At 49.7% G+C, this 9,503-nt stretch carries 21 protein-coding genes; 20 read left to right on the top strand and 1 reads right to left on the bottom strand.

Going from position 1 to position 9,503, the window contains the following annotated elements; genetic code table 11:
* The 3 genes from FEK43_RS21440 to bfr all read left to right on the top strand — a co-directional run.
* Positions 1–63: elongation factor Tu (locus FEK43_RS21440; RefSeq protein WP_072095827.1), on the top strand; the 63-nt coding region annotated here is incomplete at its 5' end.
* A 182-nt stretch (positions 64–245) separates the two neighbouring features.
* Complete coding sequence (gene bfd, locus FEK43_RS21445) at positions 246–440, top strand: bacterioferritin-associated ferredoxin (protein WP_000289090.1); 195 nt, start codon at positions 246–248, stop codon at positions 438–440.
* Between the two features lie 72 nt (positions 441–512).
* The gene (bfr, locus tag FEK43_RS21450) at positions 513–989 is read left to right on the top strand and encodes a bacterioferritin (protein WP_000675515.1); all 477 of its coding nucleotides are present in this window, start codon (positions 513–515) and stop codon (positions 987–989) included.
* Here bfr and FEK43_RS21455 read toward each other — a convergent pair.
* On the bottom strand, positions 986–1,453 hold the full coding sequence (locus FEK43_RS21455) for an A24 family peptidase (protein ID WP_130206885.1): 468 nt from the start codon (positions 1,451–1,453) through the stop codon (positions 986–988). The two genes, bfr and FEK43_RS21455, sit on opposite strands and share 4 nt — an antisense overlap.
* 378 nt (positions 1,454–1,831) lie before the next feature.
* On the opposite strand from FEK43_RS21455, the gene rpsJ reads away from it, so the two are divergent.
* From rpsJ to rplF, 17 genes are all read left to right on the top strand, one after another.
* A complete protein-coding gene (gene rpsJ, locus FEK43_RS21460) occupies positions 1,832–2,143 on the top strand; it encodes a 30S ribosomal protein S10 (RefSeq protein WP_001181004.1) in 312 nt (103 codons plus the stop codon).
* Between the two features lie 32 nt (positions 2,144–2,175).
* A complete protein-coding gene (gene rplC / locus FEK43_RS21465; RefSeq protein ID WP_000579833.1) occupies positions 2,176–2,805 on the top strand; it encodes a 50S ribosomal protein L3 in 630 nt (209 codons plus the stop codon).
* Between the two features lie 10 nt (positions 2,806–2,815).
* Positions 2,816–3,421, top strand: coding sequence for a 50S ribosomal protein L4 (gene rplD, locus FEK43_RS21470; protein ID WP_000424395.1), 606 nt, complete (start codon positions 2,816–2,818; stop codon positions 3,419–3,421).
* Complete coding sequence (gene rplW / locus FEK43_RS21475) at positions 3,418–3,720, top strand: 50S ribosomal protein L23 (protein WP_000617544.1); 303 nt, start codon at positions 3,418–3,420, stop codon at positions 3,718–3,720. Before rplD ends, rplW begins: the two co-directional genes overlap by 4 nt.
* Before the next feature lie 17 nt (positions 3,721–3,737).
* Positions 3,738–4,559, top strand: coding sequence for a 50S ribosomal protein L2 (rplB, locus tag FEK43_RS21480; protein WP_000301864.1), 822 nt, complete (start codon positions 3,738–3,740; stop codon positions 4,557–4,559).
* A gap of 16 nt (positions 4,560–4,575) precedes the next feature.
* Positions 4,576–4,854 carry a 30S ribosomal protein S19 gene (rpsS, locus tag FEK43_RS21485; protein ID WP_001138117.1) on the top strand — a complete coding sequence of 93 codons (279 nt, stop codon included), beginning with the start codon at positions 4,576–4,578 and terminating at the stop codon, positions 4,852–4,854.
* Positions 4,855–4,868: 14 nt separating this feature from the next.
* Entirely contained in the window at positions 4,869–5,201 is a 333-nt protein-coding gene (rplV, locus tag FEK43_RS21490; RefSeq protein WP_000447529.1) for a 50S ribosomal protein L22, read from the top strand.
* Positions 5,202–5,218: 17 nt separating this feature from the next.
* The gene (rpsC, locus tag FEK43_RS21495; RefSeq protein ID WP_000529945.1) at positions 5,219–5,920 is read left to right on the top strand and encodes a 30S ribosomal protein S3; all 702 of its coding nucleotides are present in this window, start codon (positions 5,219–5,221) and stop codon (positions 5,918–5,920) included.
* Between the two features lie 12 nt (positions 5,921–5,932).
* On the top strand, positions 5,933–6,343 hold the full coding sequence (gene rplP, locus FEK43_RS21500; RefSeq protein ID WP_000941212.1) for a 50S ribosomal protein L16: 411 nt from the start codon (positions 5,933–5,935) through the stop codon (positions 6,341–6,343).
* Positions 6,343–6,534, top strand: a complete 192-nt coding sequence (gene rpmC / locus FEK43_RS21505; protein ID WP_000644741.1) for a 50S ribosomal protein L29 — start codon at positions 6,343–6,345, stop codon at positions 6,532–6,534. The genes rplP and rpmC overlap by 1 nt, the downstream gene beginning before the upstream one ends.
* Positions 6,534–6,788, top strand: coding sequence for a 30S ribosomal protein S17 (gene rpsQ, locus FEK43_RS21510; protein WP_000130100.1), 255 nt, complete (start codon positions 6,534–6,536; stop codon positions 6,786–6,788). The genes rpmC and rpsQ overlap by 1 nt, the downstream gene beginning before the upstream one ends.
* Positions 6,789–6,952: 164 nt before the next feature.
* Positions 6,953–7,324, top strand: a complete 372-nt coding sequence (gene rplN, locus FEK43_RS21515) for a 50S ribosomal protein L14 (protein ID WP_000613955.1) — start codon at positions 6,953–6,955, stop codon at positions 7,322–7,324.
* A gap of 10 nt (positions 7,325–7,334) precedes the next feature.
* Positions 7,335–7,649: a 50S ribosomal protein L24 gene (gene rplX, locus FEK43_RS21520; RefSeq protein WP_000729185.1), complete on the top strand. Its 315-nt coding sequence runs from the start codon at positions 7,335–7,337 to the stop codon at positions 7,647–7,649.
* A 14-nt stretch (positions 7,650–7,663) separates the two neighbouring features.
* Positions 7,664–8,203, top strand: coding sequence for a 50S ribosomal protein L5 (gene rplE, locus FEK43_RS21525; RefSeq protein WP_001096200.1), 540 nt, complete (start codon positions 7,664–7,666; stop codon positions 8,201–8,203).
* A gap of 14 nt (positions 8,204–8,217) precedes the next feature.
* Positions 8,218–8,523: a 30S ribosomal protein S14 gene (gene rpsN / locus FEK43_RS21530; protein ID WP_001118930.1), complete on the top strand. Its 306-nt coding sequence runs from the start codon at positions 8,218–8,220 to the stop codon at positions 8,521–8,523.
* A 33-nt stretch (positions 8,524–8,556) separates the two neighbouring features.
* Positions 8,557–8,949, top strand: coding sequence for a 30S ribosomal protein S8 (rpsH, locus tag FEK43_RS21535; protein ID WP_000062611.1), 393 nt, complete (start codon positions 8,557–8,559; stop codon positions 8,947–8,949).
* Between the two features lie 12 nt (positions 8,950–8,961).
* Positions 8,962–9,495: a 50S ribosomal protein L6 gene (gene rplF / locus FEK43_RS21540; protein WP_064524927.1), complete on the top strand. Its 534-nt coding sequence runs from the start codon at positions 8,962–8,964 to the stop codon at positions 9,493–9,495.
* Positions 9,496–9,503 lie beyond the last annotated feature (8 nt).

Here is a 9,503-nt window from a genome sequence, read left to right on the forward strand (position 1 = left end):
TTCGCAATCCGTGAAGGCGGCCGTACCGTTGGTGCGGGCGTTGTTGCTAAAGTTCTGAGCTAATTACGCGTTAATTAGTTTTGAATTAAAAAGGGCGCTTAGGCGCCCTTTTTGCTGCCCGTAATTTGAGTTCGAAATATTTCGTCGTAATTTCGCTGGCTGAACTTTGGCGCAAATAAAACTGTGCTATTGTAATCATAACTATTCTCATTTACACTTTGCGCGGAATTTGAACGGGAGTAATCATGTACGTTTGTTTGTGTAATGGTGTAAGTGACAAAAAAATTCGCCAGGCAGTCCGTCAGTTTCATCCTCAGTCTTTCCAACAATTACGCAAGTTTATTCCTGTGGGAAATCAATGCGGTAAGTGCATTCGCGCCGCACGCGAAGTGATGCAGGACGAGTTGATGCAGATGCCCGAATTTAAAGAGATTGCCTGAAGCTCACGCTTATTTTTTGACATCCCGCTAGCCCCATCTACGCTCTAATAGTGGAAGCGGAGGGACTATAAAATGAAAGGTGATGTTAAAATCATAAATTATCTCAATAAACTATTGGGAAATGAGCTTGTCGCGATCAATCAGTATTTTCTTCATGCCCGTATGTTTAAAAACTGGGGCCTGATGCGCCTTAATGATGTCGAATACCATGAATCTATCGATGAGATGAAGCACGCCGATAAATATATCGAGCGTATTTTGTTCTTAGAAGGGATCCCTAACTTACAGGATTTAGGCAAGCTAGGGATCGGTGAAGATGTCGAAGAGATGCTGCAATCCGACCTGCGATTAGAGCTGGAAGGTGCGAAGGATCTTCGTGAGGCTATCGCTTATGCCGACAGCGTTCATGACTATGTTAGCCGCGATATGATGATCGAGATCCTTGCTGATGAAGAAGGTCATATCGACTGGCTCGAAACTGAACTGGATCTCATCGGTAAAATCGGCCTACAAAATTACCTGCAATCACAAATTAAAGTTAAAGATTAACGGCCTGCCAGCAGACTATCCCAGCCTACAACGAAACCCGCAGCTGCCAGAAATGGCCCAAAAGGCAGCGGGTTTTTTAATGATTCTTTTCCTCTCATGAGCAGACCAATAACTACGGCTCCGCAAGCGAATGAGGCGGCAAGGAATACCAGCCGTGGCAAGAAGGCCCATGTATGCCAGGCACCAAGGGCGGCGAGAAACTTCACATCACCATAGCCTAATCCTTCTTTATGACGCAGAATGCGATATCCCCAGTAAATGACAGCGAATGTGCCGTAACCAATAATCGCCCCCCATAACGCATCGGCTAAACCGTCAGGATGACAAACCTGATAGAACAAAAGACCTGACCAGAGTAACGGGCAGGTAAACCTGTCAGGTAACAAGCCATGCTTTGCATCCCAGAAAAAAAGTAGGACTGATAAGCAAACGTACAAAATCAGAAAGGGAAGGGTAGCGACCATAAAACATCCTCTGTAATTGGAGTATCACCATCGAATAACTCCGGATACTCAGCAACAGAGAAATCGCTGATTTGTTAACCTGGTTCCGGTGAAAAACGCTATCTTCACGACCTTACAAATTTCGTGGAATGCAGCTCGCAATCTGTGCGTTGCGATTAATTTCTACCCGATGCTTGCGTCAATCTCAGATTTGCGTATAATGCGCGGGCTTGTCGTAGTTGACAGCAGGTTCAATCTGAACCTCAGTTAGCCGAATTTGGCTACCTAACAATGCTCCCAATCGGGGGGCTACGTAAGAACGGTTACACTCTCCCATCAATCGTAATGGGTCTGAGGAGTAATCATTTTCGTTTATAAAATAATTGGAGCTCTGGTCTCATGCAGAACCAAAGAATCCGTATCCGCCTGAAAGCGTTTGATCATCGTCTGATCGATCAAGCAACCGCGGAAATCGTCGAGACTGCCAAGCGCACTGGTGCGCAGGTCCGTGGTCCGATCCCGCTGCCGACACGCAAAGAGCGCTTCACTGTTCTGATCTCTCCGCACGTCAACAAAGACGCGCGCGATCAGTACGAAATCCGTACTCACTTGCGTCTGGTTGACATCGTTGAGCCAACCGAGAAAACCGTTGATGCTCTGATGCGTCTGGATCTGGCTGCCGGTGTAGACGTGCAGATCAGCCTGGGTTAATCAGGTCATTGAGCGATTGAGAGGTTGAAACAATGATTGGTTTAGTCGGTAAAAAAGTGGGTATGACCCGTATCTTCACAGAAGACGGCGTTTCTATCCCAGTAACCGTAATCGAAGTTGAAGCAAACCGCGTTACTCAGGTTAAAGACCTGGCTAACGATGGCTACCGTGCTATTCAGGTAACCACCGGTGCTAAAAAAGCTAACCGTGTGACCAAGCCTGAAGCTGGCCACTTCGCTAAAGCTGGCGTAGAAGCTGGCCGTGGTCTGTGGGAATTCCGCCTGGCTGAAGGCGAAGAGTTCACTGTAGGTCAGAGCATTAGCGTTGAACTGTTTGCTGACGTTAAAAAAGTTGACGTAACTGGCACCTCTAAAGGTAAAGGTTTCGCAGGTACCGTTAAGCGCTGGAACTTCCGTACCCAGGACGCTACTCACGGTAACTCCTTGTCTCACCGCGTACCGGGTTCTATCGGTCAGAACCAGACTCCGGGCAAAGTGTTCAAAGGCAAGAAAATGGCAGGTCAGATGGGTAACGAACGTGTAACCGTTCAGAGCCTTGACGTAGTACGCGTTGACGCTGAGCGCAACCTGCTGCTGGTTAAAGGTGCTGTCCCGGGTGCAACCGGTAGCGACCTGATCGTTAAACCAGCTGTGAAGGCGTAAGGAGATAGCAATGGAATTAGTATTGAAAGACGCGCAGAGCGCGCTGACTGTTTCCGAAACTACCTTCGGTCGTGATTTCAACGAAGCGCTGGTTCACCAGGTTGTTGTTGCTTATGCAGCCGGTGCTCGTCAGGGTACTCGTGCTCAGAAGACTCGTGCTGAAGTAACTGGTTCCGGTAAAAAACCGTGGCGCCAGAAAGGCACCGGCCGTGCGCGTTCTGGTTCTATCAAGAGCCCGATTTGGCGTTCTGGTGGCGTGACCTTCGCTGCTCGTCCGCAGGACCACAGTCAAAAAGTTAACAAGAAGATGTACCGCGGCGCGCTGAAAAGCATCCTGTCCGAACTGGTACGTCAGGATCGTCTGATCGTTGTCGAGAAGTTCTCTGTAGAAGCACCGAAAACCAAGCTGCTGGCACAGAAACTGAAAGACATGGCTCTGGAAGATGTGCTGATCATCACCGGTGAGCTGGACGAGAACCTGTTCCTGGCTGCGCGCAACCTGCACAAGGTTGACGTACGCGATGCAACTGGTATCGACCCGGTTAGCCTGATCGCCTTCGACAAAGTCGTAATGACTGCTGATGCTGTTAAGCAAGTTGAGGAGATGCTGGCATGATTCGTGAAGAACGTCTGCTGAAGGTGCTGCGTGCACCGCACGTTTCTGAAAAAGCGTCTACTGCGATGGAAAAATCCAACACCATCGTACTCAAAGTTGCTAAAGACGCGACCAAAGCAGAAATCAAAGCTGCTGTGCAGAAACTGTTTGAAGTCGAAGTCGAAGTCGTTAACACCCTGGTAGTTAAAGGGAAAGTTAAACGTCACGGACAGCGTATCGGTCGTCGTAGCGACTGGAAAAAAGCTTACGTCACCCTGAAAGAAGGCCAGAATCTGGACTTCGTTGGCGGCGCTGAGTAAGTCGGAGGAGTAATACAATGGCAGTTGTTAAATGTAAACCGACATCTCCGGGTCGTCGCCACGTTGTTAAAGTGGTTAACCCTGAGCTGCACAAGGGCAAACCTTTTGCTCCGTTGCTGGAAAAAAACAGCAAATCCGGTGGTCGTAACAACAATGGCCGTATCACCACTCGTCATATCGGTGGTGGCCACAAGCAGGCTTACCGTATTGTTGACTTCAAACGCAACAAAGACGGTATCCCGGCAGTTGTTGAACGTCTTGAGTACGATCCGAACCGTTCCGCGAACATCGCGCTGGTTCTGTACAAAGACGGTGAACGCCGTTACATCCTGGCCCCTAAAGGCCTGAAAGCTGGCGACCAGATTCAGTCTGGCGTTGATGCTGCAATCAAACCAGGTAACACCCTGCCGATGCGCAACATCCCGGTTGGTTCTACTGTTCATAACGTAGAAATGAAACCAGGTAAAGGCGGTCAGCTGGCACGTTCCGCCGGTACTTACGTTCAGATCGTTGCTCGTGATGGTGCTTATGTCACCCTGCGTCTGCGTTCTGGTGAAATGCGTAAAGTAGAAGCAGACTGCCGTGCAACTCTGGGCGAAGTTGGCAATGCTGAGCATATGCTGCGCGTTCTGGGTAAAGCAGGTGCTGCACGCTGGCGTGGTGTTCGTCCGACCGTTCGCGGTACCGCGATGAACCCGGTAGACCACCCACATGGTGGTGGTGAAGGTCGTAACTTTGGTAAGCACCCGGTAACTCCGTGGGGCGTTCAGACCAAAGGTAAGAAGACCCGCAGCAACAAGCGTACTGATAAATTCATCGTACGTCGCCGTAGCAAATAATTTTAGAGGATAAGCCATGCCACGTTCTCTCAAGAAAGGTCCTTTTATTGACCTGCACTTGCTGAAGAAGGTAGAGAAAGCGGTGGAAAGCGGAGACAAGAAGCCCCTGCGCACTTGGTCCCGTCGTTCAACGATCTTTCCTAACATGATCGGTTTGACCATCGCTGTCCATAATGGTCGTCAGCACGTTCCGGTATTTGTAACCGACGAAATGGTCGGTCACAAACTGGGTGAATTCGCACCGACTCGTACTTATCGCGGCCACGCTGCTGATAAAAAAGCGAAGAAGAAATAAGGTAGGAGGAAGAGATGGAAACTATCGCTAAACATCGCCATGCTCGTTCTTCTGCTCAGAAGGTTCGCCTTGTTGCTGACCTGATTCGCGGTAAGAAAGTGTCGCAGGCTCTGGATATTTTGACCTACACCAACAAGAAAGCGGCTGTACTGGTCAAGAAAGTTCTGGAATCTGCCATTGCTAACGCTGAACACAACGATGGCGCTGACATTGACGATCTGAAAGTTACGAAAATTTTCGTAGACGAAGGCCCGAGCATGAAGCGCATTATGCCGCGTGCAAAAGGTCGTGCAGATCGCATCCTGAAGCGCACCAGCCACATCACTGTGGTTGTGTCCGATCGCTGAGACTCTGGAGACTAGCAATGGGTCAGAAAGTACATCCTAATGGTATTCGCCTGGGTATTGTAAAACCATGGAACTCTACCTGGTTTGCGAACACCAAAGAATTCGCTGACAACCTGGACAGCGATTTTAAAGTACGTCAGTACCTGACAAAGGAACTGGCTAAAGCGTCCGTATCTCGTATCGTTATCGAGCGTCCGGCTAAGAGCATTCGTGTAACCATTCACACTGCTCGCCCGGGTATCGTTATCGGTAAAAAAGGTGAAGACGTAGAAAAACTGCGTAAGGTCGTAGCGGACATCGCTGGCGTTCCTGCACAGATCAACATCGCCGAAGTTCGTAAGCCTGAACTGGACGCAAAACTGGTTGCTGACAGCATCACTTCTCAGCTGGAACGTCGCGTTATGTTCCGTCGTGCTATGAAGCGTGCTGTACAGAACGCAATGCGTCTGGGCGCTAAAGGTATTAAAGTTGAAGTTAGCGGCCGTCTGGGCGGCGCGGAAATCGCACGTACCGAATGGTACCGCGAAGGTCGCGTACCGCTGCACACTCTGCGTGCTGACATCGACTACAACACCTCTGAAGCGCACACCACTTACGGTGTAATCGGCGTTAAAGTGTGGATCTTCAAAGGCGAGATCCTGGGTGGTATGGCTGCTGTTGAACAACCGGAAAAACCGGCTGCTCAGCCTAAAAAGCAGCAGCGTAAAGGCCGTAAATAAGGAGCGTCGCTGATGTTACAACCAAAGCGTACAAAATTCCGTAAAATGCACAAAGGCCGTAACCGCGGTCTGGCGCAGGGTACGGATGTTAGCTTCGGCAGCTTCGGTCTGAAAGCTGTTGGCCGTGGTCGTCTGACTGCACGTCAGATCGAAGCAGCACGTCGTGCTATGACCCGTGCAGTTAAGCGTCAAGGTAAGATCTGGATCCGTGTGTTCCCGGACAAACCGATCACTGAAAAGCCGCTGGCAGTGCGTATGGGTAAAGGTAAAGGTAACGTGGAGTATTGGGTTGCCTTGATTCAGCCGGGTAAAGTCCTGTATGAAATGGACGGTGTTCCGGAAGAGCTGGCCCGTGAAGCATTCAAGCTGGCAGCAGCGAAACTGCCGATTAAAACCACCTTTGTAACTAAGACGGTGATGTAATGAAAGCAAAAGAGCTGCGTGAGAAGAGCGTTGAAGAGCTGAACACCGAGCTGCTGAACTTGCTGCGTGAGCAGTTCAACCTGCGTATGCAGGCTGCAAGTGGCCAGCTGCAACAGTCTCACCTGTTGAAGCAAGTGCGTCGCGATGTCGCACGCGTTAAGACTTTACTGAACGAGAAGGCGGGTGCGTAATGACCGATAAAATCCGTACTCTGCAAGGTCGCGTTGTTAGCGACAAAATGGAGAAATCCATTGTTGTTGCTATCGAACGTTTTGTGAAACACCCGATCTACGGTAAATTCATCAAGCGTACGACCAAACTGCACGTACATGACGAGAACAACGAATGCGGTATCGGTGACGTGGTTGAAATCCGCGAATGCCGTCCGCTGTCCAAGACTAAATCCTGGACGCTGGTTCGCGTTGTAGAGAAAGCGGTTCTGTAATACAGTACACTCTCTCGATACGAATAAACGGCTCAGAAATGAGCCGTTTATTTTTTCTACCCATATCCTTGAAGCGGTGTTATAATGCCGCGCCCTCGATATGGGGATTTTTAACGACCTGATTTTCGGGTCTCAGTAGTAGTTGACATTAGCGGAGCACTAAAATGATCCAAGAACAGACTATGCTGAACGTCGCCGACAACTCCGGTGCACGTCGCGTAATGTGTATCAAGGTTCTGGGTGGCTCGCACCGTCGCTACGCAGGCGTAGGCGACATCATCAAGATCACCATCAAAGAAGCAATTCCGCGTGGTAAGGTCAAAAAAGGTGATGTGCTGAAGGCGGTAGTGGTGCGCACCAAGAAGGGTGTTCGTCGCCCGGACGGTTCTGTCATTCGCTTCGATGGTAATGCTTGTGTTCTTCTGAACAACAACAGCGAGCAGCCTATCGGTACGCGTATTTTTGGGCCGGTAACTCGTGAGCTTCGTAGTGAGAAGTTCATGAAAATTATCTCTCTGGCACCAGAAGTACTCTAAGGAGCGAATCATGGCAGCGAAAATCCGTCGTGATGACGAAGTTATCGTGTTAACCGGTAAAGATAAAGGTAAACGCGGTAAAGTTAAGAATGTCCTGTCTTCCGGCAAGGTCATTGTTGAAGGTATCAACCTGGTTAAGAAACATCAGAAGCCGGTTCCGGCCCTGAACCAACCGGGTGGCATCGTTGAAAAAGAAGCCGCTATTCAGGTTTCCAACGTAGCAATCTTCAATGCGGCAACCGGCAAGGCTGACCGTGTAGGCTTTAGATTCGAAGACGGTAAAAAAGTCCGTTTCTTCAAGTCTAACAGCGAAACTATCAAGTAATTTGGAGTAGTACGATGGCGAAACTGCATGATTACTACAAAGACGAAGTAGTTAAAAAACTCATGACTGAGTTTAACTACAATTCTGTCATGCAAGTCCCTCGGGTCGAGAAGATCACCCTGAACATGGGTGTTGGTGAAGCGATCGCTGACAAAAAACTGCTGGATAACGCAGCAGCAGACCTGGCAGCAATCTCCGGTCAAAAACCGCTGATCACCAAAGCACGCAAATCTGTTGCAGGCTTCAAAATCCGTCAGGGCTATCCGATCGGCTGTAAAGTAACTCTGCGTGGCGAACGCATGTGGGAGTTCTTTGAGCGCCTGATCACTATTGCTGTACCGCGTATCCGTGACTTCCGTGGCTTGTCCGCTAAGTCTTTCGACGGTCGTGGTAATTACAGCATGGGTGTCCGTGAGCAGATCATCTTCCCAGAAATCGACTACGATAAAGTCGACCGCGTTCGTGGTTTGGATATTACCATTACCACTACTGCGAAATCTGACGAAGAAGGCCGTGCTCTGCTGGCTGCCTTTGACTTCCCGTTCCGCAAGTAAGGTAGGGTTACTAAATGGCTAAGCAATCAATGAAAGCACGCGAAGTAAAACGCGTAGCTTTAGCTGATAAATACTTCGCGAAACGCGCTGAACTGAAAGCGATCATCTCTGATGTGAACGCTTCCGACGAAGATCGTTGGAATGCTGTTCTCAAGCTGCAGACTCTGCCGCGTGATTCCAGCCCGTCTCGTCAGCGTAACCGCTGCCGTCAAACAGGTCGTCCGCATGGTTTCCTGCGGAAGTTCGGGTTGAGCCGTATTAAGGTCCGTGAAGCCGCTATGCGCGGTGAAATCCCGGGTCTGAAAAAGGCTAGCTGGTAATTGTCACCAATTGAATCACGGGAGTAAAGACAGATGAGCATGCAAGATCCGATCGCGGATATGCTGACCCGTATCCGTAACGGTCAGGCCGCGAACAAAGCTGCGGTCACCATGCCTTCCTCCAAGCTGAAAGTGGCAATCGCCAACGTGCTGAAGGAAGAAGGTTTTATTGAAGATTTTAAAGTTGAAGGCGACACCAAGCCTGAACTGGAACTTACTCTGAAGTATTTCCAGGGCAAAGCTGTTGTAGAAAGCATTCAGCGTGTCAGCCGCCCAGGTCTGCGCATCTATAAACGTAAAGATGAGCTGCCGAAAGTTATGGCGGGTCTGGGTATCGCAGTTGTTTCTACCTCTAAAGGTGTTATGACTGATCGTGCAGCGCGCCAGGCTGGTCTTGGTGGCGAAATTATCTGCTACGTAGCCTAATCGGAGGAAAAAATGTCTCGTGTTGCTAAAGCACCGGTCGTTGTTCCTGCCGGCGTTGATGTAAAAATCAACGGTCAGGTTATTACGATCAAAGGTAAAAACGGCGAGCTGACTCGTACTCTCAACGATGCTGTTGAAGTTAAACATGCAGATAATACCCTGACCTTCGGTCCGCGTGATGGTTACGCAGACGGTTGGGCTCAGGCTGGTACCGCGCGTGCCCTGCTGAACTCAATGGTTATCGGTGTTACCGAAGGCTTCACTAAGAAGCTGCAGCTGGTTGGTGTAGGTTACCGTGCAGCGGTTAAAGGCAATGTGATTAACCTGTCTCTGGGTTTCTCTCATCCTGTTGACCATCAGCTGCCTGCGGGTATCACTGCTGAATGTCCGACTCAGACTGAAATCGTGCTGAAAGGCGCTGATAAGCAGATGATCGGCCAGGTTGCAGCGGATCTGCGCGCCTACCGTCGTCCTGAGCCTTACAAAGGCAAGGGTGTTCGTTACGCCGACGAAGTCGTGCGTACCAAAGAGGCTAAGAAGAAGTAAGGTAACAC

Origin of the sequence: Escherichia sp. E2562 (genome assembly GCF_005781075.1) — a bacterium.
Lineage (GTDB): Bacteria > Pseudomonadota > Gammaproteobacteria > Enterobacterales > Enterobacteriaceae > Escherichia.

Excerpts from the sequence above, each read along its gene's own strand:
- bfd (WP_000289090.1), top strand. The coding sequence starts at position 246 with ATGTACGTTTGTTTGTGTAATGGTGTAAGTGACAAAAAAATTCGCCAG.
- bfr (WP_000675515.1), top strand. The coding sequence starts at position 513 with ATGAAAGGTGATGTTAAAATCATAAATTATCTCAATAAACTATTGGGA.
- FEK43_RS21455 (WP_130206885.1), bottom strand. The coding sequence starts at position 1,453 with ATGGTCGCTACCCTTCCCTTTCTGATTTTGTACGTTTGCTTATCAGTC.
- rpsJ (WP_001181004.1), top strand. The coding sequence starts at position 1,832 with ATGCAGAACCAAAGAATCCGTATCCGCCTGAAAGCGTTTGATCATCGT.
- rplC (WP_000579833.1), top strand. The coding sequence starts at position 2,176 with ATGATTGGTTTAGTCGGTAAAAAAGTGGGTATGACCCGTATCTTCACA.
- rplD (WP_000424395.1), top strand. The coding sequence starts at position 2,816 with ATGGAATTAGTATTGAAAGACGCGCAGAGCGCGCTGACTGTTTCCGAA.
- rplW (WP_000617544.1), top strand. The coding sequence starts at position 3,418 with ATGATTCGTGAAGAACGTCTGCTGAAGGTGCTGCGTGCACCGCACGTT.
- rplB (WP_000301864.1), top strand. The coding sequence starts at position 3,738 with ATGGCAGTTGTTAAATGTAAACCGACATCTCCGGGTCGTCGCCACGTT.
- rpsS (WP_001138117.1), top strand. The coding sequence starts at position 4,576 with ATGCCACGTTCTCTCAAGAAAGGTCCTTTTATTGACCTGCACTTGCTG.
- rplV (WP_000447529.1), top strand. The coding sequence starts at position 4,869 with ATGGAAACTATCGCTAAACATCGCCATGCTCGTTCTTCTGCTCAGAAG.
- rpsC (WP_000529945.1), top strand. The coding sequence starts at position 5,219 with ATGGGTCAGAAAGTACATCCTAATGGTATTCGCCTGGGTATTGTAAAA.
- rplP (WP_000941212.1), top strand. The coding sequence starts at position 5,933 with ATGTTACAACCAAAGCGTACAAAATTCCGTAAAATGCACAAAGGCCGT.
- rpmC (WP_000644741.1), top strand. The coding sequence starts at position 6,343 with ATGAAAGCAAAAGAGCTGCGTGAGAAGAGCGTTGAAGAGCTGAACACC.
- rpsQ (WP_000130100.1), top strand. The coding sequence starts at position 6,534 with ATGACCGATAAAATCCGTACTCTGCAAGGTCGCGTTGTTAGCGACAAA.
- rplN (WP_000613955.1), top strand. The coding sequence starts at position 6,953 with ATGATCCAAGAACAGACTATGCTGAACGTCGCCGACAACTCCGGTGCA.
- rplX (WP_000729185.1), top strand. The coding sequence starts at position 7,335 with ATGGCAGCGAAAATCCGTCGTGATGACGAAGTTATCGTGTTAACCGGT.
- rplE (WP_001096200.1), top strand. The coding sequence starts at position 7,664 with ATGGCGAAACTGCATGATTACTACAAAGACGAAGTAGTTAAAAAACTC.
- rpsN (WP_001118930.1), top strand. The coding sequence starts at position 8,218 with ATGGCTAAGCAATCAATGAAAGCACGCGAAGTAAAACGCGTAGCTTTA.
- rpsH (WP_000062611.1), top strand. The coding sequence starts at position 8,557 with ATGAGCATGCAAGATCCGATCGCGGATATGCTGACCCGTATCCGTAAC.
- rplF (WP_064524927.1), top strand. The coding sequence starts at position 8,962 with ATGTCTCGTGTTGCTAAAGCACCGGTCGTTGTTCCTGCCGGCGTTGAT.